Genomic DNA, 23,840 nt, shown 5'->3' with positions numbered 1-23,840 from the left:
ATTTGTTGCAATTGAAACGACACTTTACTCCATCATTTTAAACCACAAACTATTTTATAATGAGCTGCATTCACTATCGAAACAATATCATCAAGCATTAAGTAGGCTGGGACATAAAGTTCCAAGATAAGTAAATAAGGACAATTTCTATTGAAAAATATCGAAATTGTCTTTTTTATAAATTTTTGATTATTTTCAGCTCGTTGAGCTGTTACTTTTCTTATATCAAGTGCCATTAGTACAAATCCTAGTTCTCTTTTGGCTTTATTTATCCCTCGAACGGACATTCGAGTGTAACACAATATAGCCTTCATAAATCAAAAAACATGATCCACATCAAATTTTTTAGTTCTGAAAGCTTTTTATTAATTTTGTCTTTAAAATATTCCCAATTATAATTCTTCATTATTTTTTTATTTGTTTTGAATTGAAGTTCATTCATTGATGTTTCAGAGGACATTCGGAACAATCATCACATTCATATTATTTAAAGTCTCGTTTAAAACCATTTTTATCATGATGATAGGCATATCTATTAAATCCTAGTCTTTGATTGTCCAGACAAATGAATTCATCGAATTCAGTCTCGGAATTGTTTCTACAATATCATTTACATGTCATGAAATATCATTTGTGGGGATAAGAACTGAAGTTTCCATTGGTAGAGTATATTGAGTCATATTATAATCTTTGTGCATAAGGCACCTCGTTAATTTAGTTTAGTGATGTTTATTAAATTATACGAAAGTGCCTTATTTTTTAAAGTATTTCAAGTAAAATTACATATAAATACAAAGTATTTTGGCGAGACTCTTGAGGGAACAGGACAAGCTGAAGACTACAGGCTGAAGCTGTCCCCTAAGAAAGCGAAGTATTGTAAATAAAGAAGCCAGTAAATGAATTTATATAAAACTCATTTACTGGCTATTTAGCTAGGAATTATGTCCCAGCCCCCAATCTTAGCGAATCATATCATTTATATTTTTTTAATTCGTTTAAAATAATTGACACATATTAAATATCTAACGCTTCAAGTCTTTCTCTAATAATTAATCTTAAAATTGGATCAAAGTTAATCGAGGGCGTTATGTGTAATTGACTATGCAATGTCATTTCACCTAAAAGGCGTTTTACTTTATTCACTAATCTACCATCAAATAAAAATAATGGGACAATGACTAACTCGTCATATTGCTCTGAGATTTTATCTAAATCATTTTTAAATGCTAATGTCCCATATAAAGCTCTTGCATAAACAGGATGATGACTATCAAGCGTTTTAACAAATGCTTTTAATTCATCGTGTGCTTTTGTAAAACGTCCACTTCCATTTCCATGGGCAATTACTATAGTTGCTTGGGTTGAAAATTCATTGACTTTTTCATCAGCAATTCTATTTTCTACCAATGTTTTCATATATGGATGTGTACCAAGAGGCGCACTCATTTTACTATCAATTTGTGGATATCGAGCTTTCATCTCTTTAAGTATTTGTGGAATATCACTGACATAATGCATTGCACTAAAAATGAGTAAAGGTACAATACGAAATTTTGTAATTCCTTGCTTAATCATCTTCTCCATTATGATTTCAAGATTTTGTGTTTCACTTTCTAAAAAAGCTAACTCATAATAATATTGCTCATCTTTTAATAGAGTTCCGATAAATTCTTCTAAAGCTTCATTCTGATTTCCTTTTCTCATACCATGAGCGACTAGAATATTACCTATCATAATTATCCCACCCTTTTGTATTATCATTATTACGAATAATTAAATCACATTTATGTACCAATGTATATTGTAGTATCTTAAATAAATGTACTATCATAGTTGTCAAAAATTTTATTTTTTAAATTATAAGTTATATAATAAAATTCGTTGAGAGTTTATAAATATAATCATGCCAATTGTATATATATTTACTACATAATTACATTTTTAAATATCTCAAATAATTCATATTTAGAGAGGATTTCATTTATGAAAAAATTGATTACTCTTATTGTCATGATATCTTTTGTTTTAGCGAGCTGTGGGGGCACCTCAAGTACAGACAAAGACACCCTCAATGTTGAAATACCTTTAAAAACTAAATCAATTGCACCTTACGAAACTGATATCCCAGTTAAAACAGGTGCCTTGGAATCGCTTTTTAAAATGTCGAAAAATGGTAAAGTTAAACCTTTATTAGTCAAAAAATATCATCAAGTATCTGACAATCAACTAGAACTCACATTAAAAGATAATATTAAATTTCAAAACGGTCATCATTTAACAGGCGAAGCTGTAAAACGCAGTCTTGAAGAGGGAATGAAAAAAAGTGATTTGTTGAAAGGATCACTTCCTATCAAATCAATCAACGCTCATGGACAAAAAGTCACAATCAATACTAAAGAACCTTATCCAGAATTAAAGTCTGAACTCGCAAGCCCATTTGCTGCTATATACGACACAAAAGCTAAAAACAAAGTAACTGATCAACCTGTTGGTACGGGTCCTTATCAAATTGACAGTTATAAACGTTCGCAAAAAATCGTATTAAAACAATTCAAAGACTACTGGCAAGGTACGCCAAAATTAAAAAGAATTAATGTCACTTATCATGAAGATGGTAATACTCGTGTTGATCACTTATTAGCAGGCAAATCAGATTTGACTACTGATGTTCCAATTGAACGCGTTGATGATGTAAAAAAATCTAACAAAGCAAAGATTCAAAGTACATCAGGCTTTAGAACGCATTTAATGTTATACAATCATGATAGTAAAAAAGTTAATAAAAAAGTAAGAGAAGCACTAGATATGATTATTAATCGAAAAGACATTGCTAAAAATGTTTCTAAAAATTATGCTGATCCTGCATCAGGTCCTTTCAACCATCGATTAAAATCATTAGAAAAAGAGGAAATACAATCACAAGACATCAAGCGTGCAAAGGAACTTTTAGCTAAAGAAGGTTATTCCAAATCGCATCCTCTTAAATTAAACATGGTCACATACGATGGCCGACCAGAGTTGCCTAAAATTGGACAGGTGATACAATCAGAAGCTAAAAAGGCAAATGTTGATATACAATTACGCAATGTAGATGATATCGAAGGTTATCTCCAAAACAAACAGGCTTGGGATGTTTCAATGTATAGTTATTTAAGTGTGCCACGTGGTGATACAGGTTATTTCTTTAACACTGCATACTTACCTGAAGGTGCATTAAATAAAGGTAATTATAGTAATCCTAAAGTCACTCAGTTAATTAAAAAATTAAATACTACTTTCGGTGACAAACAACGTGCTCAAGTGACTAATGAAATACTAAATGAATCTAAAAAAGATGTTCCTAACAGCTATATCACTTACAACTCTCAAATAGATGGTGTGAATAATAAAGTAAGACATTTTAATGTTACACCAGAATCTATCTATTTAATTGATTATAAATTAAGTAAAAAAGAATAATAATTGATACGAGCCTTGGACAAAAATATGTCCAAGGCTTTCTTAAAGTATGCTCAGTCAATGACTGAAATAAAAATGTAATTATTCATGAGCCTGGGACATAATTCTTAGCAAAATAGCCAGTAAATGAGTTTTCATAAATTCATTTACTGGCTTCTTTATTTACAATACTTCGTATTGTTGGCTCGCTTTCTTAGGGGACAGCTTCAGCCTGTAGTCTTCAGCTTGTCCTGTTACCTCAAGAGTCTCGCCAAAATACTTTGTATTCATATGTAATTTTACATTAAAATACTTTGAAAAAATAAGGCCCTTTCGTATAATTTAATAAATACCAATAAACTAAATTAACGAGGTGTCTTATGTATAAAGATTATAACATGACTCAACTTACTCAAACTTCAGTTCTTATCCCCACAAATGATATTTCACGACATGTAAATGATATTATAGAAACAATTCCCGAGACAGAATTCGATGAATTCATTTGTCCGAACAATAAAAGACTAGGATTTAAAAGATATGCCTATCGTCATGATAAATATAGTTTTAAACGAGAATTTAAATTAATATGAATGTGATGATGGTTCAGAATGTCCTCTAAAACAACAATGTATGAAATTCAAATCAAAAACAAATAAAAAATAATAAAAAAAGACAATTTCTATATTATTTCAATAGAAATTGTCTTTTTTTATTTATCTTGGAACTTTATGTTCCAGCCTCTTTTTGTTAGTCAAATAACTTTATGCCCCAAACTCTATAGATTGTTATCAAGTATTGTACAAATAATACAATTAGGGTCACTAAGACATTAGAATTCTATTTCATTAAGTTATCATTCTAGAACACAAAAATATTTCTAAAATGGCGGTCGGCCCAAAATGTCCTCATTAAATTGTTCTGGTATTAAAATTTTACGCATTATGACTCCTAAATCACCATCATCATTTTCATGTTTAGCGTATATTTCATAACCCCGCTTTTCATAAATGTTTAATAACCAAGGGTGCAAACGTGCTGATGTTCCTAAGGTTACCGCAGCAGCTTTTAAAGTATCGCGTAAAAATGTCTCCTCTACATATTTTAAAAGTTGACTACCATACCCTTGTCCATCATATGTTGGTCGTGTTGCAAACCACCAAACGAACGGATAACCTGAAATGGGTTTTACACTACTCCATGAATAACAGACCGTAATCGTTGAAATAATTTCTTTTTCATTTTCAAGTACAAATGTAGTATTTTGTCTTAAATTATCCCTAACCATTTCAAGATCAGCGTGAACTGATGGCCAATCAATACCAAGTTCTCTTAAAGGGGTAAAAGCAACTTGCATGATGCTATGTAATTCTTTAGCATCTTGTTCATGTGCCACCCTAATATTAATATTCGACATATTTTTCACTCCTTAAGTACTGAACATCCACATGAACAATAGATTAAATTTTTTATAAGTGCGCGTCAATAAATGTTTATTATCATTTTTATAAAGTGTCAAGATTCTATTACTGATAAAAAAACCTGGAATATCTGTAAATATCCCAGGTTTATAAACGTATAGAAGCATAAGACAGAATTCTAAATATAATAACTTTATTTTTAAAATCTAAAATAGATTTCGAGTTTGAAGTAAGGCAACGTAACAACAGAACTAAAGCCTCACTCATCTTATCTATTTCGAGATTTCATCTCTTTAATCTATATATCATTTCAATGATGCAATGATACTTTATAATTTAAACACTTTCAACATGAACCAAGACATCCATTTCTATCACTTGAAGATGTCAATATGACAAAGACTAGTGATTAAATCTCAATTACTTAATAGTCCTCTATGGTTGGAGGCTGTCACGTTTACCGTTCAAATATGCATACACTAATCCAATAAAAATGCCTCCACCGATATAGTTTCCAAGGAATGCAAAAACAATATTTTTCAGCACACCCAACCAAGATAATCCATCCATATTAAAGAACATCATACCTGCATATAATCCAGCGTTAAAAACAACGTGTTCGTAACCCATAAATACAAAGACAATCACTCCACAAGCTATAAAGAATGCTTTGGCTAGACCCTCTTTAAACTGCATTGAACTAAAAATACCGATATTAATAAAGAAATTACAAAATATACCTTTAATCAAAATATTTAACCAAGTCGATTCTACTGTTTTTTTATGTACTAATGCTGTTAAGCTATCTGTCATTTCTGGCGTCATAACATGTGCATATTTCATTAGGAAAAATAAAATAAATCCACCTAAGATATTACCTATAAAACAGAAAATAAAAATCCATATCATTTTACTTACACTAATTGCTCTATAATACCAACCAACAGTCAGATACATAAAATTACTTGTTAATAATTCAGAGTTGGTTAACACAACTAATACGAGACCTAAACTAAACGCAATAGCTCCCATCAGATTGATTAAACCGTCGTTATGCGTTGAAGCGAATTGTGTTTTAATTGCTAACATAAAAACTGTAACGATTGATAATAGAAATCCAGCCATGATTGCTTTCAACGTATATCTAATGGGTGTTTGTTTTGCCATCACTTGTTTGATTTGTGCCTGACCAACGATATTCTGAATAATAGATTTTGTTGCATAAGTATCTTCAATACTTTTGTTGTTCTTGAACATGTCTTCTCATCCTATCCACATTATTATTTTCACACTTATTATATAAGTAAGAATGACATATGTGTATATTAAATTTTATTTATAGGATATAGAAATTTTAAAAAAAGTTTATATACATAGCATTTTCAATAATTAAACAATATAACTGAAAACTTTATGACATTTCATCAAAGTGTAACGATTCACTCAAATTTTTCACGTTTCTTTGGTTAGGTATACGATCGAGATGTATGTCACTTTTTATTTAGTAATTTCTCTAACTGATTAAGAGTTGAATTCATACCTTGTTCTACACCCATATCTATCGCTTGCTGGGCAGCACCTTCAGTTGGAAAAGTCGATGTAGATGTTACAGTAGTCTTTCTTTTTACTTCTTCAAAATTCAAAGTAATATGCATACCAGGCATACTTGTGTCTTTTTCCCCTTTTGAGGTAGCAAAATAGTCTAAATACTCTATATAATATGGTGCATCCACTTGCAGATATTCAGCAATAGTATAACTTATCATCTGAGGAGCTTGAATAGCATAAAAAGCGCTTCCACCTTTCGTAGCATTAAAATTATAAACTGTAACAGATGCGTTTTGAGGATGAAACCATTGTTCAAATAGTTCCCGCTTTGTATAAGCATCAAATACCTTATTAATTGGTGCACTAAAAGTTCTAGTAAAAATAATCTTATTTTTCTTTTTTTCTATCGTCATATATGTACCTCACATTTTAAAGAATCGATTGCCTCTATATTAACAAAAATAATATGCTTAAGATAATTCCATTAATTCTAAAATATCGAAAAAAATTCAGGAAAACATCACGCTTAATTTGTAGTTCTTGTTGCTAAAAACAAATTAAATATGATTAATACACGCCCGTTTTTGATTAGCAAGTGACTGTCAAAATAAAAAATACCCGAGACAATGATTAGTCTCAGGCATTTTAAATAAATAAAGATTAATATATTAACTAATATTACAGATACTTTCACTTTTCGTTTTCTAGCAACATCTCGTAGCTAGAAAAGTCATATGGATCTTCAACCTTGGTATCATTAACAAACGCTGTAGGTGTTTGCTTGATGTGATTTTTCTTCGCAATTTGTTGATCTTCCTTGGCTTTTTTCCACGAGATGGAACCTTTAGTTTTATAATCAGTCTTTATTTTTTTCTTTGTGTCATCACTGATACTTAATTCATCAATTTGTTTATCAACAAGACGTGTTGTAATCCATTGCTTATGTTCATCTTTTTGTTGATTAAACATTAATTTCTGAAATTCAAGTGACTTCTTGGGAGCATAATGATTTACCGCATGCTGCGCTCTTGAACCTACAATTGAATCTTTTCCTAAGAACGCCAAATTCACATATTGATATTTAATTTTGTTTGTATCAATATACTTCTTCTTAAGCTTTGGCATTACGCGATCTTCTGTTTTTTTACAATAAGGGCACTTATAATCACCGTATATTACCACTACAGGTTTGCTATTCTTAGAATGCTTTGGAGAGTCCATTGGACCTGAGCAACTGTATAGCAAAACCATACATAAAATCATCAATAATCCAATTAATTTTTTCATCGTTTCTCCTTTTCCTAAAACGATTAATACATATTCTCTTCTTTATAGTCAGGCTCATGAGATTGGTAGTATGCTTTTGCATTAAAATCTTTATTATAATATGCTTTTTTATCTTTAAATTCATAAGTATAGTAACGCGCTTCAGCATCATCACTAAGTGGTTTATACTCCAATACAACATATTTTCCTTTGTCAAACACATAAATATTGGCATCTTTTTTATCAAAATGTTTAACTTCATCACCTGAATCGTTTTTGGCAATTTTTTGTTGCTTTTTCTCTTGTAGTTTAACCGCTTTATCTATTTTGTCTGCGTACTCGTGGCTCATGCAACCTGCTAATAATAAAGTTAATACACTAACCCCGACTAATAACTTCCTCAACATACTCACTCCTACTCACGCTATCTATATCTATGTCATAGAACTTCAAGTTAATCTCTTTTTACACTTAACATATCAAACGATGTCAATATTTCTTTAGCTCTACGTTTACAATTAGCATGTTATTTAATCTAAGCAATTCTTTCAACTTAAATTTTATCACATTCTCTTTAGAGGTACGATCTTCATTAACTTAATTTTTTATACCTCTTACTTTTTAAATCTATTCTCTTTTAAATAAAACGGCCTCATACGAAAGTATGACACAATTTTTTATGTTATGATGTGTAAGGATGTTTAGGGTTTGGTAATATATATCATGACGATAAAACATGGAAATTGACTTAGAGGTGAAGAAATATAATGAAATTTGTAAATTTAACTTCTGAAGAATTCGAGCAATTTACTTCAGAAAATTTCTCGCATTACACACAATCCAGTATACATTATAATAATAGATCGAAAACAAAAGGTGACGTACATTTAGTGGGAGTTAAAGATGATCAAGAAGATGTCATTGCTGCGTGCTTATTAACAGAGGCACGTTCTCTAAAATTCTTTAAGTATTTCTACACACATAGAGGACCAGTCATGGACTTTAACAATTTAGTTTTAGTTCGCTTCTTTTTTAAATCACTTACTGCTTATTTAAAAAAACACAATTGTTTATATGTACTCGTTGACCCTTATGTATTAGAAAATTTACGTCAACCTAATGGAGAAATCATTGAATCCTTTGATAATCGCGCATTGATTAAAACAATGGAAGAATTAGGCTATAAACACCAAGGATACACTGTAGGTTATGATACAATGAGCCAAATCCGATGGTTATCAGTACTTAACCTTAAAGATAAATCTGAAGATCAATTATTAAAAGAAATGGATTACCAAACACGTCGAAATATTAAAAAGACTTATGAAATGGGTGTTAAAGTTAAAACATTACCCATTGAAGAAACAGATACATTTTTTGAATTATTCAAAATGGCTGAAGAAAAACATGGCTTTAAATTCCGTGAAGAGCCTTATTTTGTTGAGATGCAAAAAACGTATGAAGATCATGCTATGTTAAAACTTGCTTACATCGATTTACAAGATTATTTAGATACGTTGCAAACTAAACATCAAAACCTTAATCAACAACTAAAAGATGTTGAAAAAACATTAGAAGAAAATCCAAATTCTAAGAAAAATAAAACGAAACATACACAAGTCAAGCAACAATTCGATAGTAATGCGCGTAAAATCAGACAAACTAAAGAGAAAATAGCAGAAGAAGGTCAAGTTCTTCATCTTGCTGCAGCATTATATATATATAATGATCACGAAATGTATTACTTATCAAGTGGCTCTAACCCTAAATATAATGCTTATATGGGAGCATATCGATTACAATGGGATATGATTCAATTTGCAAAAGAACATAATATCGATAGATATAATTTCTACGGTGTTACCGGAGACTTTAGTGAAAATGCTGAAGATGCTGGCGTTCAAAAATTTAAAGAAGGATTTAACGCTAAAATTTATGAATATATTGGTGATTTTATTAAACCAATTAAACCACTGTTTTATAAAGTTAAACAAGAGTTAGAAAACCGTAGATAATTATTAATTAGCAAATAGGAATCGAATTCTAATCAATTCGATTCCTCCAACCTAGATAAAAAACTAAATATCAATGCACAAGAGTTTAAGTCATTGACTTTCTATACACTCAAAGGAGCCTGAGACATTGCAATTAATGTCTCAGGCTCCATTTCTATAATATTACTATTCTATTTTTCATTAATCACATTTAAAAATCGCTGAAGCTCTTCTGTTTTGGAGTGATTAAATATATCTTCAGGCGTACCTTGTTCTGCAATGACGCCCTCATGAATAAAAGCAATTTGATTGGAAACTTCTTTGGCAAAACGCATCTCGTGAGTCACAATGACCATTGTCATCCCTTCGTCAGCCAATTCTTTAATGACTTTTAATACATCATTAACCAATTCAGGATCAAGTGCAGATGTTGGCTCATCAAATAACATCACTTTAGGATTCATAGCTAATGCACGTGCAATTGCGACACGTTGTTGTTGCCCTCCTGATAAAGCATGTGGCCGTTGATCTTTAACATGTACCAATCCAACCTTAGCCAATAAATTCATTGCTTCTTCATTAGCCGTTGCTTTATTCATCTTTTTAACTGTTATAAGACCTTCCATAACGTTTTCTAATGCAGATTTATGTGGAAATAAATTATAATTTTGAAAAACCATTCCTGATTGTTGTCTTACTTTAATTTGAGATTTCTTATCTTTAGCAGTATATGTCATGCCATTGACATATACTGTACCTTCAGTAGGTATCTCTAAAGCATTAATCATTCTAAGTAAAGTCGTTTTACCTGAACCTGAACGTCCAATTAGTGTCACAACTTCACCTTGATTAATTTTCAAGTCAATACCTTTAATCACTTCAGTTTCATTAAAAGACTTATGGATATGAGACAATTCAATCATGAGCGATACCCTCTTTCAATGCGTGATTCATACCATCCTTGGATAATTGAGATGACAAAACATACGACCCAATACATTAAAGCTACTAACAAATAAATAGTTAGATACTCATACGTTGTCGAAGCAACTTCTTGTGCCTTTCTAAACATTTCTGCAACAAGAATAAATCCAAGTAATGATGTATCTTTAATTAAACTTAAAAATGTGTTTCCTAGTGCTGGTATAGATACACGAATGGCTTGTGGTAAGATAATACGTTGCACAGTTTGTCTATAGTTCATACCTATCGAATAAGCCGCTTCTGTTTGTCCTTTAGGAATAGACAATATACCTCCTCGGATAATTTCAGAAGCATAAGCACCAACATTTAAAGATAAACCAATGACTGCAGCAATAACAGGTGCAAGTGTCCATTGATTATCAGCATTGTTAGTTACCAATCTTCCAAGCTCCGGTATACCGTAGAAAATAATAAATAACTGTACAATCATAGGTGTACCACGAATAATTGATACATTGACACGCGCAATACCTCTAAGTAATTTACTGGTTGATATACGCATAAGTGCAGTAAACAATGCAATGATTAAACCTAGAATGAAAGTGACCAAAGTAATAGGGATTGAGTATTTCACCAATCCCTCTAACATTGGACCAAATGCTTGTTTGGCTGCATCTAATGCATGTTGTTGTTCATTATTCAGGTTTAGAAACATCTTGACCAAACCATTTCTTACCAATTTTAGCTAATTCACCATTATCTCTAATTTTTTCTAGGCCTTTATTAAATTTCTCAATCGTTTTTTCATCAACCTTCTTAGAGAATGCAAATGCTGATTTATTTTGTTCTGCATGTCCTTTGATTGCTTTAATTTTCGCGTTAGGCTTTTGTTTTCTGTAATCTAAGTAAGATAAACTGTCGTTAAATGTACCATCTACGCGTTTAGATAATAGTAAGTCCATTGATTGGTTAAATCCATCTACCTTAGTAATGTCTGCACCCTTATCTTTAGCCAATTGACCATAGTTAGACGTAAACGTTTGTGCTAACTTTTTACCTTTTACATCATTGAATGATGTAATACCTTTTTCGTTTTCACGAACAACAAGTACAGCACTTGAATATGTGTAAGGTTCAGAGAATTTATATTTTTTCTCTCTATCTTTATTCACACCCACTTGATTTGCAATAACATCAAAACGACCAGCATCTAATCCTGCAAACATTGAATCCCATGACGTTTCATTAAATTTAAGTTTAAGATTCTCTTCTTTTGCAACGGCTTTAATCACATCAATATCATAACCTGTTAATTGATCTTTTTTATTATGGTAAGTAAAGGGCGCATATGTACCTTCAGTACCAACTCTTAACGTATCCTTGTCTTTACTGCTTGATTGATTATCTTTATTATTAGATGAATTGTTGCCACAGGCTGCTAAAACAAAAACAAGTGCAACAATGCAAAGTAAAAGTCTTTTCATTTAATCAAACCCCTTATTCTTATTATTCTAATCGGAATAAAAATATTTTATCCCGTTATTACATAATAGTCAATAAAGAGTTACTTGCTAACAAGTGTTCAGAAAGTTCAAACTCTATAAACTATTAGTTTAAATGATATATACAAATCGTAATAATTACTATTTACAAATAACTTAATTTCTTTCATAATAGTGTTATACAAGGAGGAAGATAAGATGAAACAGAATTTACAAACAGCAAGACGCAACCTCAATAGTCCTAACATCAAAACACGAAAACGTGCTTTAAAAATAATAAAACAGCATCAACGTTCGAAATAAATGTGACAATCGTCAATTATTTTAATTTAATCCACTCAATAACTTAGGTTTCACAAATTTATCTATAATTTAATTGTTTTAAATATCACTTCACACAAAAAATAAGCCATTCAATGAAATCAATACTGACCATTGAATGGTTTATTTATTATGATATGAAAATGTTCTAAACTATATACATCTTGTTATAAATAATATTTATCCTTAACAACTAAATCATCTGTAAGTTCATATACTAGTGGTGCACCTGTTTTAATTTCATATCCAACGATATCTTCTTCTGATAAACCTTCTAAATACTTAATTAATGCGCGAATGGAATTTCCGTGGGCCGAAACAAGTACAGTTTTATCATCTAATAAGTGTTGTGAAATATGATCAGTCCAAAACGGAACAACTCGTTCTAATGTATCTTTCAAACTTTCACAATAAGGCATCATACGGTGATCAATATGTTGATAGCGACGATTTTTTAAATATGCTTCTCGTTGTTCTTCACTTTCTCTAGGCGGACGGACATCATATGAGCGTCTCCATTGATGCACCTGATCTTCTCCCCATTTTTTTCTCGCATCATCTTTGTTTAAACCTTGTAAACCACCATAATGTCGTTCATTTAAACGCCAACTTTTATGGACTGGAATCCACTGTTGGTCAGAACCTGCTAAAATATGTTGTGTTGTTTCTAAAGCTCTAGTGAGTAAAGAGGTAAAAGCAATATCAATTTCAATTTGATTGTCGTAAATTTTTTTACCAGCTGATTTCGCCTCTTCAATGCCTTGTTTTGATAGTTTGACATCGGCCCAACCTGTAAATAAATTTTTGGCATTCCATTCACTTTGTCCGTGTCGACATAGTATTAATTGTGGCATAAATCAAAACTTCCTTTCTATAATCTAAATGTAGTTACAATGAATTAACTACAAATCTATTTAAATATCAATCAATGTAGTAATTCCATTAAAATAGCACTAGTAATAAATTGTTTCTTTTTTCTCTACCCTTACTTTTATTATAGAACTATAATTCTTAATTTCTCAAATGATAATATGGCTATTTTAGTAATTTCCAGGTAATGATTCTGGTTTGAAATAAAAAAGCCAACCACTACCTAATGGTCAGGTAATGATTGACTACTTATATATTTTATTTTACTTCGTCTTTTGTAGTATAGGGTTCTGGATGTACATATACAGACGAAATTCCTTTACTATGTAAATGAATTTCAACTTTATCACAAATCTGATGCGCTTCATAAAGTGAAAGATAAGGATCTACTACAATGGTCACATCAATAAAGATACTACTCCCATGATATCTACCTTTAATATTATTAACATCAATTACATCTTCAACTTCTAATATGTCTAGTCTGTATTCCTCTAAATCTTGTTCATTGAAACCATCACTTAGCGTAAAAATCGACTCTTTAAAAATTCCAAAACCTGTAAACACGATTAATAAACCTAAAATATTTGCCAATATAATATCGATAATTGGAAATCCAATTTGTGTGAACAATAGACCAATGGCTGTGCCAATACTCACTAAACTATCAGATAAATTATCTTTAGCTGCTGATTTTAATGAGCTACTTTTCGTTCTTTTAGATAATCGATAATTAATAGCAAAGACACATAACATCACAAGACCACTGATTATACTTATAATAATAGTAATAAAGTTAGGAATATGTGAATCATGTGTAAACAATCTCGGAAAGTTTTCTATGATAACTTGTATTCCCACAAACATGATAATGAATGATACTAACAATGTGGAAATATTTTCAGATTTTAAGTGCCCATATGGGTGGTTTTGATCAGCAGGTTTAATAGAGATTTTAAGTCCGACGATAACTGCTACTGAAACTAAAATGTCTGTCATGTTATTTAAAGCATCTGCTCTAACTGCCGCCGAATCATAAACATATCCAGTCATATATTTAGCAATTGAAAGTATAATATAGATGACTAAACTAAGATATGCACCTCGTTGCGCTAACTTCAAATTTTCATTTTGAGTCACCTTCACTTACCACCTTTATTTTTTGCTAATATTAGTATGAATTATCAGTTCCACAATGACAACGTTTTTTTATTTCTACATTTTTTATATTCCTCATCTAATAATTTCATTAGATATGCCTAAAAATTACTTTCCTTCAGTTACTTATTCATTCATTTAAAAATAAGCCTTGTACATATATAAATATGTAAAGACTTATATACATTAATTTTTTCTAAATAAGAAAAGGTAAATATTTGAAAAAGAAATTCAATTCATCTTAAAGGAAAAAATAGTGCTTGTGAATACATTAAACTTTATCTCTAAGTAACCACTTGGAAAGTATAAATGTCACTGGGATTGTAATGATTAGACCCGCAAAAGGTGCAATTTCTGAAGCGATATTCAACCACTTTACGAATATATATAATAATAACGTTTGCATTCCCATATTGACTATCTGTGTGATAGGAAATCTTAAAAACTTTTCTATTGTAGGTTTTACTTTATATACAAAATAACAATTTAAATAATATGAAATAATAAAACTTACAATAAATCCAACAATGTGACTAACCATATAATTCACATGTAACACCTTTAACAGAAATAAATATGCTATATAGTAGTTAAAGGTATTAATTCCACCAACTATGATAAATTTTATAATTTCATAATGTATTCGGGTTAACTTCATCATATTTCCCCTTTGAACAGTTATTGTTTTGTACCATATGGGACTATTTTAAATGTGATGTCTTTGGGCAAATTATAATAGTGTTTGAAATCTTGAAGTTGTTCCTTTGACTTTGGTGTAGTCATATGAGTATATCGCTCAAATGGTAATCTTTCCAATGTTATTTTCTGATGTCGTTGATGTTGTGTTATTTGTTCTTTAATGACGTCTATTCTGTGCACACTACTAATATGTATAAAAGAAAATCCAATCATCATAATAATGCTGATGATAATCGCAAATATTTTAATTATATATTCTAGTTGTTTAAATAGCACATCACATTGCTGAATTAAACAAAGTAATATCACAATCCATAAAGTATAAATAAAATAAAAATTTCTATAACTTATAGGCGTCACAAATAAAAGTGGCAAAACAGATGAAGCCATAGCTATAAAACTTCCTATCGCAATCATTTTTATGTATCTTTGCTGTATCGTTTTAAACACAACGTATATCACACTCATCATGTAAATAAAGCAAATCGTTGTATTCAAAACAGCTATAGAAATTGATGCTTTATATAATTCAAAATGAAATTGATTGTAAACAAAGATCTTATAAACAGGTAAAATAATTAAACCTAAGAGTAGTGGTATTTTAATATAAGTTCTCATATGCTTCAGGCTTTTATTTTGCTTAAGTAAAACTATACTTACTATTGATATCACAGTAAGAATAATTATTTGATTAATAAACATATATTGTGGTACCAGCTTAAATAACGTCACACCTGCTTTATGTATCATTCCATGACTATCGGAAATGGAATAATGCGTATTTAATCCATCCTTAATTAAAAAATAATTGAAGTTTAAAAACATTATAATATTACCTATACAACTAAGCATCAATCCTACAATTAAGAAATAACTGAGTCTTTTTTTAACAAAGAAATAGACTACCAATCCTATTAAAATAATTAGGCTATTAGCAATAGAAACATTCTCCAAGAAGAATTGTCCAAACAAACTTACTAATAAAAATACCCATAATTGCATTTCAGAAACTGTATCGTGCGACTCAATTATTTTAACTACCGTAAAAAGAATAAAAAGTGATAGGACTGTAGCAGGTATATAACTAAAAAATCCAGTAAACCACCCGTAAGTTTCGCTATAAATTGTATTAGGCACAGTAACCATAAATACGAAACTCAAAATAAAATAAATACGATTTGTATGTAATTGAACCATATAAACGACTAAATAAATAACTAAAAACGAAGTTATCGCATATATCAAAGCTCTTAATATGACATTATGTACGGCTACCCATTCAAATAAATGTCCTAAATAACGACCATTTTCTTGAGTCAAATATTGGCTTAGATTAACTTTATATGCATGCCAATCCGTAGTTGATAATGGCGTTAAAATTGCCGTTATAAGATAAAAAATAAAAATTCCTATTAACCAAAAAAATGATTCATATTGTTTTAAGTAATTCATTGTTGACCTCTCTGTTCTTCATGATGTAATTCAAAACTAACATTTAAACGATTATCATGTTTATTCTCTTTTTTATGTGATTCATTCAGTTATCTGCTCAAATTATATAGGCATTTATTGAATCTTTAATCATATTAATATATACATATTGCTCATCATCAATTTTATATTCTTATTATTATACAATTCACGTATGATTTCCATTTTAATTATCAAGATTTCTTTAGTTTAATTTCATTTTTGGATAGAATAAATATAAACCAATTGTTTAGGAAGTGATATAAATGTCACCATATAAAGTTATCATTGCACCTGATTCTTTTAAAGAAAGTATGTCAGCGAAGGAAGCTGCTTTAGCTATTAAAGAAGGATTCCAAGAGGTGTTCGATTCTAGTACAATATATGACATTATTCCTATGGCTGATGGTGGCGAAGGAACTACCGAAGTATTGAAAGAAGCCTTAAATGCTACCTCTTATTGTGTAGAAGTAAAAGATCCACTTAATAGAAATATCATGGCAAGTTATGCGAGAAGCGATGAACACCGTACAGCAATCATTGAAATGGCAGCTGCTTCAGGACTAGCATTATTGAGTAAAGATGAAAGAAATCCATCTATTACAACTTCGTACGGTACCGGCCAACTCATTAATGATGCACTTAATCACGATGTTAATAAAATTATTTTAGGAATAGGAGGAAGTGCCACAAATGATGGCGGTGTAGGAATGTTAAAGGCTTTAGGTGTCTCTTTTAAAGATAAAAACAATCAAGAAATTCGCGATGGAGGTTTAGCCCTATCTCAAATAGAATACATTGATATTACTCGTATAAACCCACGATTGAAAGATGTGAATATTAAAGTAGCCTGTGATGTAACTAATCCATTATTAGGAGATAATGGAGCAACAATAGTTTATGGTCCACAAAAAGGTGCTCAGCAAAAGATGATACCAAAGTTGGATTCAGCATTACGTCACTATCATGATAAAATTGAAAGAGAATTAAATGTGAATGTAAAAGATATCCCAGGCGCTGGTGCTGCAGGAGGTATGGGAACAGCATTAATTGCGTTTCTAAACGCTGAATTACGTCCTGGAATTGATGTAGTTCTTGAAGAGACTCAATTTAAACAAAGAATAAAAGATGCGAATTTAGTTGTTACTGGCGAAGGTAAAATGGATAAACAAACAATCTATGGCAAAACACCTATTGGCGTAGCCAAAGTTGCAAAATCATATGATATACCCGTCATTGCTATTTGTGGTAGTCTAGGAAAAGATTACGAAGCAATTTATCACCACGGTATCGATAGCGTGTTTAGTATCATGGAACGTCCATGCCACATTGACGAAGCTTTGAAAGAAGCCGAAATTCATATTAAACATACAACAGCAAATATCGCACGACTTTTACAATTAAAAATAAAAAATGATTGAGTATAATTATTAAATGAGGTGACAATATGAAACGAACAGATAAATATAGAGATTCATACAAATATGATGACCAATATCAAAATCATCGTAAACGTTCAGAAGAAGATATGTATCGTCAACATCAAGAGTCGCAACAGAGAGCAAATTCAAATCGTGCAACACAAAGTAAAAATGAAAGAGAGTATGAAAATCATCCTGAACGTTATTACAATGGAAGAGACTATCGACGTGAGCAACAATTAGAAGAGGAAAATGAAAAATCAAGCAAAACTAAAAAATGGCTGATTGCAATCATAGTCATTTTACTCATTATAGTAGCTATCTTTATCACGCGTGCAATTATCAATCATAATAATGATAAAGTAAGTAATGACCCTAACGTTTCACAAAACTATAAAAAAGAAGTTGAAAATCAAAACGACGATATAAACCGACAAGTTGATTCAGCCAAAAGCGATATTAAAAATAAAAAGGACACCCAATCCCAAATTGATAAACTACAAAATCAAATTGATCAATTAAAACAAAATGAAGAAACCAATGCGGATTCTAAATTCACAAAATTTTATCAAAACCAAATCGACAAACTGAAAAATGCAAATAACGCGCAACTTAATAACGAAAATCAAAGTAAAGTTAACAACATGCTTGAAGACATCAATACAAAATTTGATAGTATTAAAGCTAAACTAGAAAATATCTTGAATGGATCAAATTCAGGAAACTAAAGGCATGACACTTCAAACTAAATATCTACAAAACCTTAAGAATCTGGGACATAGATACTTGTCTCGGGTTCTTTTTTATCAAAGACACTCGGTGATTGAATGACGTATATTTACCAATTTTTTCTTTGAACATTATTACGTTGACAAAACTATCAATGCCTATTGGGTAATACTCTGCTTTTTTATTTGTGTATGCTGATTACTTTTTTATGTAAAACGTATATAATAGATGCTATAACTTTTCTAGGAGGATAATGATGATGACTACAAGTTCCAAACACTTATCTAAAATATTGATTGTTATACTTGGCGTTATGACTGCATTTGGTCCTTTGACTATTGATATGTACGGACCATCTTTACCTAAAGTTCAGCATGCGTTTGGTTCATCAATTTCAGAAATACAACTTACATTATCCTTTGCTATGATAGGTTTAGCTATTGGTCAATTTGTATTCGGGCCACTATCAGATGTATTAGGTCGTAAAAAAATGGCACTCATTTTATTGATTGGATATTTAATAGCCTCATTATTATCAGTGTTTACAGTTCATTTAACAATATTTTTAATTATCCGTTTAATTCAAGGTTTAGCAGGAGGTGGTGCAATCGTCATAGCCAAAGCTTCTATTGGAGATAATTATGACGGAGACGAATTAGCAAAATTTTTAACTTCTCTTATGGTCATAAATGGTATAATCACCATTATTGCTCCACTGTTAGGTGGTCTCGCTTTATCTATTGCGAGTTGGAGAATGATTTTTATATTTTTAACAATCATTACCTTAATAGTCATCTTAGGCATCTTATTAAAGATGCCAGTTGGGCTACATCAAGAACAATCTCAATTAAAATTTAAAGCAATATTTAAAGATTTTGGTCTATTATTAACAAGACCCACCTTCGTTATTCCGATGCTATTGCAAGGATTAACTTATGTCATGTTATTCAGTTATTCGTCAGCCGCACCTTTTATTTCACAAAAGATGTATCATATGACACCACTTCAATATAGTGCAATGTTTGCTATTAATGGAGTTGGTTTGATAGTCGTTAGTCAGATAACTGCTATTATAGTAGAAAAGATAAGCCGATATACGATGCTCATATATTTAACAATCATTCAAATGTTAGGTGTTGTAATTTTAATATTTACTTTAACATTACATCTTCCATTGTATGTTTTACTTATTGGCTTTTTTATTAATATATGTCCAGTCACTTCTATAGCACCACTTTGTTTTTCTATGGCAATGGCTGAACGCACAGGTGGAAGCGGCAATGCTTCAAGTTTACTTGGCCTATTCCAATTTATTTTAGGAGGCCTCATTTCTCCCCTAGTTGGTTTGAACGGTCAACATGATATGTCTCCGTATCTAATTATTATTAGTGCGACAGCTGTTTTACTTATCGCATTACAAATTATATATTTCAAATTATTTATGAAAAAAACATAGTTATTCGTAAATCAAAATATAGGAGTGAACTGACAATGTAGTATAATTAAGTGCCACTCCTATTTTCTATTTTAATAGTACCATAGACTTGTAATTCTAAATTTACGTTTTGTAGTGTTTTAATGAACGTTCCTATTTTTATTTCAATTTTCATTCACTTTACAATTTTAATACTAATTCATCCCTTTCTACTCCGAATATCTGATGAAAACGCTCATTTCAAGTTTGTCTAAATCAATTTTGTATACTAAATAAATCGCACGTTATATAATATGCTTTATCAAAGTTATTAGAGGATACATTTTATGAAGATAATTTTACCAGTAAAACCTATAAGTCAGCTATTCCCTATCCCTTTTGTTATGGGGTGTGAGGGAGTATCCGCAGCGATGCTATTACAATTTAATAATTACGATATTAAAGCAACACAAATTATGAGTCACTGGCCTAAACATCCGACCAATCCCTATAAAGGCTATGTTGGTCATCCTTTGTTAGTTAAATTTGGCCATCATCAAACAATATTTCCTGATGCTTTTGCGCCATTTCTTAAACAATATGATTCTCGAATTGTAGATGGTACAGGTACATCATTAAATCAACTTGAAAAATTTATCGACAAAGGTCAGCCGGTCATCATTTATCATACTAGTTTAGGTTCCAAACCGCTTCGACGTGTATTTCATTTCGACAATCAACCAACAAAACTAGTCTCAAATATTCACGTTACTTTATTAATAGGGTACGATGATGACTATTATTATTATATTGATCCGTTATGGAGTCGTTTAACAAAATTTGTTATTTTCCCATCTATTATTCCTAACTCTAAACAAATCATCAAAATTAAAAAGCGCACTTTGGAAAATAGTTATAATGCCCCAGGAAGAAAATGCATATATATCGATAATTAATAATAAAGCCTCTAGAGACTGTTTAATTTCAGTTTCTAGAGGCTTTATTATATAAGTTGATACTAAATATCAAAATCGACTAAAGCATGATTTATTTCATATGTTATATCGTCTGTCATCCATTGTCTTTGATATCCTAAGCACGGACATATATATATTATGTTGTTTTCAACAAGTTTTTTTCTAAAATGAACATGCCCCATTACACTAAATCGAATAGGATAATTTTTATAAATAGTATCAAAATCACGAGTACCAATAAATGCATTAAAAAAGTCAAAAATACGATGAGGCGTTGGTACTACGAATTGAGGATGTGTTACAACGTGCGTAACTAGTATAATTTGACGTGGACTTACATTGTTAATGTCTTTTTCAACCTCTTGAGCAGCTAAGAGGGATAGTTGCGGGTCTGATAATGACCAATCTGTTCTTACTTTATCTTGCCAAGTTGCACCATAATGTTTACCACTTGCTATTTTCTGCTGAGAAAAACGATTATCTGCATAGCTATAATCATACCAACCGACATGGCCTACAATTGCATATTGATCATTAATAATGATTGGATTGCCTATTAAGCATTCCTTTTTTGAACGAAAGAATGATAGTATTTCTGTTGAAGTTTTATCTACTTGGTCAGACCACAAATCATGGTTCCCAGGAACAAAATAAGTAGGTGTCCCACTTAATTCTTGAATGCTTTGAATAAATTTGTAACTTATCCGATAGTCATTAGATATATCCCCTGCTATGATAAGTAACTCAATAGACCTTTGTTTAATCACCTGACAAAGCTTTTCTAAATATATTTCAGGATTTAAGTGTGGATGACGGTCAATGTGTAGGTCAGAAATAGTACCTATTTTCATCTTCTCAATCCTCATTTCTCTTTATAATAACTTACATTATTACATAGAGATAAATGAAAGTTAATTCATGTGATTAATTATCATTATACTTGCTATTTGTAAAATTATGTCTATAATTAAGCATAATTTTTAATATAAACTTTTCTTTCATTGTATTTCATAATTTTTTATTACAAGGTTATAACTATTAATTTAAGATACCATATTAATACATATATCCACTTATATTTCTGAAAATTCTTGCTTTTTTTAAATATGTTGGATAAGATAAGCTTTAAGTAAACGCTTTCATATACGTATCCTTAAGGAGGAAGTTGATGGCAAAACAGCTACAAAGAGAATTGAATAATAGGCATATTCAATTAATTGCTATTGGTGGCGCTATAGGAACTGGTTTATTTTTAGGTTCAGGACAGACAATTTCTCTAACCGGACCTTCATTACTCTTTACTTACATGTTGATAGGTATAGTGTTATTTGCTTTTATGAGAGCTCTTGGTGAATTATTATTAAGTAACTCTAAATTTAATTCATTCGTAGATATTGCAAATGAATACCTTGGTCCGTTTGGTGGATTTGTAATTGGGTGGACCTATTGGGTTTGTTGGATTGTCTCTAGCATGTCGGATCTCACTGCGATGGGACAATATTTTGCTTATTGGTACCCACAAGTCCCACACTGGTTGACAGTGCTATTTATTGTACTCATACTTATATCGTTTAATTTGCTTGGTGCCAGATTATTTGGAGAACTTGAATTTTGGTTTTCTATAATTAAAGTCGTTACAATTATTACGATGGTTATTGTAGGTTTAGTTCTGATTTTTTTATCATTTAAAACAGAATATGGACATGCTTCTTTTGGTAATTTAATACATCATGGCGGTATGTTTCCACATGGTGTAGCTGGATTTTTAATGTCCTTCCAAATTGCTGTATATTCATTTATAGGTATAGAACTTATAGGCGTCACAGCTGGTGAAACCAAAAATCCAGAAAAAACAATTCCTAAAGCAATAAATAACGTTCCAATACGAATTTTATTATTTTATATAGGTGGTTTACTTGTAATCATGTCTGTCATTCCATGGTTTAAAGTTGATCCTGATAGTAGTCCGTTTGTTAAATTATTCACACTAATTGGTGTGCCCTTTGCTGCAGGCATAGTTAATTTTGTTGTTTTAACTGCAGCAGCATCTGCAACGAACAGCGGAATATATTCTAATAGTCGAATTTTATTTGGTTTAGCGAAACAAGGTTTAGGTCCTAAAGCATTAACAAAAACTAATTCTAATGGTGTGCCTTATCTCTCAATGTTTGTATCTTCAATAACATTGTTAATCGCCGCTTTATTAAATTTTGTTTTCCCAGATGCTATTAAATTATTTATTTATGTAACGACATTATCTACTGTTCTATTCCTTGTAGTATGGGGAATGATTATCGTCTCTTACATCGCATACGTAAAGAAGAATCCCGAACGACATCGATCAAGTGCATTTAAATTATGGGGCGGAAAGATTATTGCCTATATTGTGTTATCTTTTTTCTTATTCATCTTTATTCTACTATTCTTTAGCAAAGATACTAGAGTAGCAATTTTTATTTCACCGTTATGGTTTATCTTCTTATTCTTTTATTATAAGAAATACAAGAGCAATGCTGAATCTTTAGCCGAAAGACAGCAACATTAAAGTAAAATGTGATTAAACTTAATTATAACCTATGACTTTAAAATATTAATCATCAAGATTTGCAAAATATATATGATCTCAAAGCGAATGTACTCATTATAATAAGGACCAAAATTTCACTTTAATCAAGTGTATTTGGTCCT

22 protein-coding genes and 2 pseudogenes are annotated in these 23,840 nt (G+C 30.7%); 9 read left to right on the top strand and 15 right to left on the bottom strand.

What is annotated here, in order from left to right; genetic code table 11:
• Positions 1-97: 97 nt before the first annotated feature.
• Positions 98-576: pseudogene (locus NST35_RS02490) on the bottom strand (transposase); the annotation flags it as partial.
• Positions 577-1,014: 438 nt separating this feature from the next.
• Positions 1,015-1,734: a sirohydrochlorin chelatase gene (locus tag NST35_RS02485; protein ID WP_002457315.1), complete on the bottom strand. Its 720-nt coding sequence runs from the start codon at positions 1,732-1,734 to the stop codon at positions 1,015-1,017.
• A gap of 249 nt (positions 1,735-1,983) precedes the next feature.
• Here NST35_RS02485 and nikA point away from each other — a divergent pair, with 249 nt between their 5' ends.
• Together nikA and NST35_RS12505 are read left to right on the top strand one after the other, a co-directional pair.
• A complete protein-coding gene (gene nikA, locus NST35_RS02480) occupies positions 1,984-3,459 on the top strand; it encodes a nickel ABC transporter substrate-binding protein (protein WP_002457316.1) in 1,476 nt (491 codons plus the stop codon).
• Between the two features lie 359 nt (positions 3,460-3,818).
• Positions 3,819-4,101 (top strand): annotated as a pseudogene (locus NST35_RS12505) (transposase); the annotation flags it as partial.
• Positions 4,102-4,318: 217 nt separating this feature from the next.
• Here NST35_RS12505 and NST35_RS02470 read toward each other — a convergent pair.
• The 5 genes from NST35_RS02470 to NST35_RS02450 form a co-directional block, all read right to left on the bottom strand.
• Positions 4,319-4,855: a GNAT family N-acetyltransferase gene (locus NST35_RS02470; protein WP_002458136.1), complete on the bottom strand. Its 537-nt coding sequence runs from the start codon at positions 4,853-4,855 to the stop codon at positions 4,319-4,321.
• Positions 4,856-5,294: 439 nt separating this feature from the next.
• Entirely contained in the window at positions 5,295-6,116 is an 822-nt protein-coding gene (locus tag NST35_RS02465) for a formate/nitrite transporter family protein (protein WP_340747249.1), read from the bottom strand.
• Positions 6,117-6,349: 233 nt separating this feature from the next.
• Positions 6,350-6,820: an SRPBCC family protein gene (locus NST35_RS02460; RefSeq protein WP_002458138.1), complete on the bottom strand. Its 471-nt coding sequence runs from the start codon at positions 6,818-6,820 to the stop codon at positions 6,350-6,352.
• A 277-nt stretch (positions 6,821-7,097) separates the two neighbouring features.
• Positions 7,098-7,694 (bottom strand): DsbA family protein, encoded by a 597-nt coding sequence (locus tag NST35_RS02455; RefSeq protein ID WP_002458139.1) that lies wholly within the window; start codon positions 7,692-7,694, stop codon positions 7,098-7,100.
• Between the two features lie 23 nt (positions 7,695-7,717).
• Positions 7,718-8,080 carry a DUF4467 domain-containing protein gene (locus NST35_RS02450; protein WP_002447187.1) on the bottom strand — a complete coding sequence of 121 codons (363 nt, stop codon included), beginning with the start codon at positions 8,078-8,080 and terminating at the stop codon, positions 7,718-7,720.
• Positions 8,081-8,440: 360 nt separating this feature from the next.
• Here NST35_RS02450 and NST35_RS02445 point away from each other — a divergent pair, with 360 nt between their 5' ends.
• Positions 8,441-9,688 (top strand): aminoacyltransferase, encoded by a 1,248-nt coding sequence (locus tag NST35_RS02445; protein WP_002458140.1) that lies wholly within the window; start codon positions 8,441-8,443, stop codon positions 9,686-9,688.
• A 170-nt stretch (positions 9,689-9,858) separates the two neighbouring features.
• Here NST35_RS02445 and NST35_RS02440 read toward each other — a convergent pair whose 3' ends face one another.
• Genes NST35_RS02440 through NST35_RS02430 form a run of 3 tightly spaced genes read right to left on the bottom strand, consistent with a single transcriptional unit; the run spans position 9,859 to position 12,075 of the window.
• Positions 9,859-10,590: an amino acid ABC transporter ATP-binding protein gene (locus NST35_RS02440; protein WP_020359920.1), complete on the bottom strand. Its 732-nt coding sequence runs from the start codon at positions 10,588-10,590 to the stop codon at positions 9,859-9,861.
• Positions 10,587-11,306, bottom strand: a complete 720-nt coding sequence (locus NST35_RS02435; RefSeq protein ID WP_340747248.1) for an amino acid ABC transporter permease — start codon at positions 11,304-11,306, stop codon at positions 10,587-10,589. The genes NST35_RS02440 and NST35_RS02435 overlap by 4 nt, the downstream gene beginning before the upstream one ends.
• On the bottom strand, positions 11,287-12,075 hold the full coding sequence (locus tag NST35_RS02430) for a transporter substrate-binding domain-containing protein (protein ID WP_002447183.1): 789 nt from the start codon (positions 12,073-12,075) through the stop codon (positions 11,287-11,289). The genes NST35_RS02435 and NST35_RS02430 overlap by 20 nt, the downstream gene beginning before the upstream one ends.
• A gap of 216 nt (positions 12,076-12,291) precedes the next feature.
• Between NST35_RS02430 and NST35_RS02425 the strand changes: the two genes are divergently transcribed.
• Complete coding sequence (locus NST35_RS02425; protein ID WP_002438284.1) at positions 12,292-12,396, top strand: putative metal homeostasis protein; 105 nt, start codon at positions 12,292-12,294, stop codon at positions 12,394-12,396.
• 185 nt (positions 12,397-12,581) lie between these two features.
• Here NST35_RS02425 and NST35_RS02420 read toward each other — a convergent pair whose 3' ends face one another.
• The 4 genes from NST35_RS02420 to NST35_RS02405 form a co-directional block, all read right to left on the bottom strand.
• Positions 12,582-13,268: a 2,3-diphosphoglycerate-dependent phosphoglycerate mutase gene (locus tag NST35_RS02420; protein ID WP_002447182.1), complete on the bottom strand. Its 687-nt coding sequence runs from the start codon at positions 13,266-13,268 to the stop codon at positions 12,582-12,584.
• 274 nt (positions 13,269-13,542) lie between these two features.
• Positions 13,543-14,424 carry a cation diffusion facilitator family transporter gene (locus NST35_RS02415; protein ID WP_002458142.1) on the bottom strand — a complete coding sequence of 294 codons (882 nt, stop codon included), beginning with the start codon at positions 14,422-14,424 and terminating at the stop codon, positions 13,543-13,545.
• A 289-nt stretch (positions 14,425-14,713) separates the two neighbouring features.
• On the bottom strand, positions 14,714-15,100 hold the full coding sequence (locus NST35_RS02410) for a GtrA family protein (RefSeq protein WP_002495945.1): 387 nt from the start codon (positions 15,098-15,100) through the stop codon (positions 14,714-14,716).
• A 20-nt stretch (positions 15,101-15,120) separates the two neighbouring features.
• Positions 15,121-16,593 (bottom strand): hypothetical protein, encoded by a 1,473-nt coding sequence (locus tag NST35_RS02405; RefSeq protein WP_340747247.1) that lies wholly within the window; start codon positions 16,591-16,593, stop codon positions 15,121-15,123.
• Between the two features lie 284 nt (positions 16,594-16,877).
• Between NST35_RS02405 and NST35_RS02400 the strand changes: the two genes are divergently transcribed.
• From NST35_RS02400 to NST35_RS02385, 4 genes are all read left to right on the top strand, one after another.
• Positions 16,878-18,032, top strand: coding sequence for a glycerate kinase (locus NST35_RS02400; RefSeq protein WP_002458145.1), 1,155 nt, complete (start codon positions 16,878-16,880; stop codon positions 18,030-18,032).
• A gap of 26 nt (positions 18,033-18,058) precedes the next feature.
• Complete coding sequence (locus NST35_RS02395) at positions 18,059-18,760, top strand: membrane protein (RefSeq protein WP_002458146.1); 702 nt, start codon at positions 18,059-18,061, stop codon at positions 18,758-18,760.
• Positions 18,761-19,017: 257 nt separating this feature from the next.
• The gene (locus NST35_RS02390) at positions 19,018-20,217 is read left to right on the top strand and encodes a multidrug effflux MFS transporter (RefSeq protein ID WP_002458147.1); all 1,200 of its coding nucleotides are present in this window, start codon (positions 19,018-19,020) and stop codon (positions 20,215-20,217) included.
• A 305-nt stretch (positions 20,218-20,522) separates the two neighbouring features.
• A complete protein-coding gene (locus tag NST35_RS02385) occupies positions 20,523-21,131 on the top strand; it encodes a C39 family peptidase (RefSeq protein ID WP_002501492.1) in 609 nt (202 codons plus the stop codon).
• A 62-nt stretch (positions 21,132-21,193) separates the two neighbouring features.
• Here NST35_RS02385 and NST35_RS02380 read toward each other — a convergent pair whose 3' ends face one another.
• Positions 21,194-22,003 carry a metallophosphoesterase gene (locus NST35_RS02380; protein ID WP_340747246.1) on the bottom strand — a complete coding sequence of 270 codons (810 nt, stop codon included), beginning with the start codon at positions 22,001-22,003 and terminating at the stop codon, positions 21,194-21,196.
• A 317-nt stretch (positions 22,004-22,320) separates the two neighbouring features.
• On the opposite strand from NST35_RS02380, the gene NST35_RS02375 reads away from it, so the two are divergent.
• A complete protein-coding gene (locus tag NST35_RS02375) occupies positions 22,321-23,697 on the top strand; it encodes an amino acid permease (RefSeq protein WP_002458150.1) in 1,377 nt (458 codons plus the stop codon).
• The last annotated feature ends 143 nt before the right edge of the window (positions 23,698-23,840 follow it).

Source organism: Staphylococcus sp. FSL W8-0304 (assembly GCF_038006565.1).
GTDB lineage: Bacteria > Bacillota > Bacilli > Staphylococcales > Staphylococcaceae > Staphylococcus > Staphylococcus epidermidis.
Note: the sequence above shows the minus strand (reverse complement) of the source record. Positions and strands in the feature narration are given on the sequence as shown.

Bases quoted from the DNA above. Each gene is read 5' to 3' on its own strand.
- NST35_RS02455 (WP_002458139.1), bottom strand. From the start codon at position 7,694: ATGAAAAAATTAATTGGATTATTGATGATTTTATGTATGGTTTTGCTA.
- NST35_RS02395 (WP_002458146.1), top strand. From the start codon at position 18,059: ATGAAACGAACAGATAAATATAGAGATTCATACAAATATGATGACCAA.
- nikA (WP_002457316.1), top strand. From the start codon at position 1,984: ATGAAAAAATTGATTACTCTTATTGTCATGATATCTTTTGTTTTAGCG.
- NST35_RS02405 (WP_340747247.1), bottom strand. From the start codon at position 16,593: ATGAATTACTTAAAACAATATGAATCATTTTTTTGGTTAATAGGAATT.
- NST35_RS02375 (WP_002458150.1), top strand. From the start codon at position 22,321: ATGGCAAAACAGCTACAAAGAGAATTGAATAATAGGCATATTCAATTA.
- NST35_RS02380 (WP_340747246.1), bottom strand. From the start codon at position 22,003: ATGAAAATAGGTACTATTTCTGACCTACACATTGACCGTCATCCACAC.
- NST35_RS02440 (WP_020359920.1), bottom strand. From the start codon at position 10,590: ATGATTGAATTGTCTCATATCCATAAGTCTTTTAATGAAACTGAAGTG.
- NST35_RS02425 (WP_002438284.1), top strand. From the start codon at position 12,292: ATGAAACAGAATTTACAAACAGCAAGACGCAACCTCAATAGTCCTAAC.
- NST35_RS02485 (WP_002457315.1), bottom strand. From the start codon at position 1,734: ATGATAGGTAATATTCTAGTCGCTCATGGTATGAGAAAAGGAAATCAG.
- NST35_RS02400 (WP_002458145.1), top strand. From the start codon at position 16,878: ATGTCACCATATAAAGTTATCATTGCACCTGATTCTTTTAAAGAAAGT.
- NST35_RS02470 (WP_002458136.1), bottom strand. From the start codon at position 4,855: ATGTCGAATATTAATATTAGGGTGGCACATGAACAAGATGCTAAAGAA.
- NST35_RS02460 (WP_002458138.1), bottom strand. From the start codon at position 6,820: ATGACGATAGAAAAAAAGAAAAATAAGATTATTTTTACTAGAACTTTT.
- NST35_RS02420 (WP_002447182.1), bottom strand. From the start codon at position 13,268: ATGCCACAATTAATACTATGTCGACACGGACAAAGTGAATGGAATGCC.
- NST35_RS02445 (WP_002458140.1), top strand. From the start codon at position 8,441: ATGAAATTTGTAAATTTAACTTCTGAAGAATTCGAGCAATTTACTTCA.
- NST35_RS02410 (WP_002495945.1), bottom strand. From the start codon at position 15,100: ATGAAGTTAACCCGAATACATTATGAAATTATAAAATTTATCATAGTT.
- NST35_RS02430 (WP_002447183.1), bottom strand. From the start codon at position 12,075: ATGAAAAGACTTTTACTTTGCATTGTTGCACTTGTTTTTGTTTTAGCA.
- NST35_RS02390 (WP_002458147.1), top strand. From the start codon at position 19,018: ATGATGACTACAAGTTCCAAACACTTATCTAAAATATTGATTGTTATA.
- NST35_RS02385 (WP_002501492.1), top strand. From the start codon at position 20,523: ATGAAGATAATTTTACCAGTAAAACCTATAAGTCAGCTATTCCCTATC.
- NST35_RS02450 (WP_002447187.1), bottom strand. From the start codon at position 8,080: ATGTTGAGGAAGTTATTAGTCGGGGTTAGTGTATTAACTTTATTATTA.
- NST35_RS02465 (WP_340747249.1), bottom strand. From the start codon at position 6,116: ATGTTCAAGAACAACAAAAGTATTGAAGATACTTATGCAACAAAATCT.
- NST35_RS02435 (WP_340747248.1), bottom strand. From the start codon at position 11,306: ATGTTTCTAAACCTGAATAATGAACAACAACATGCATTAGATGCAGCC.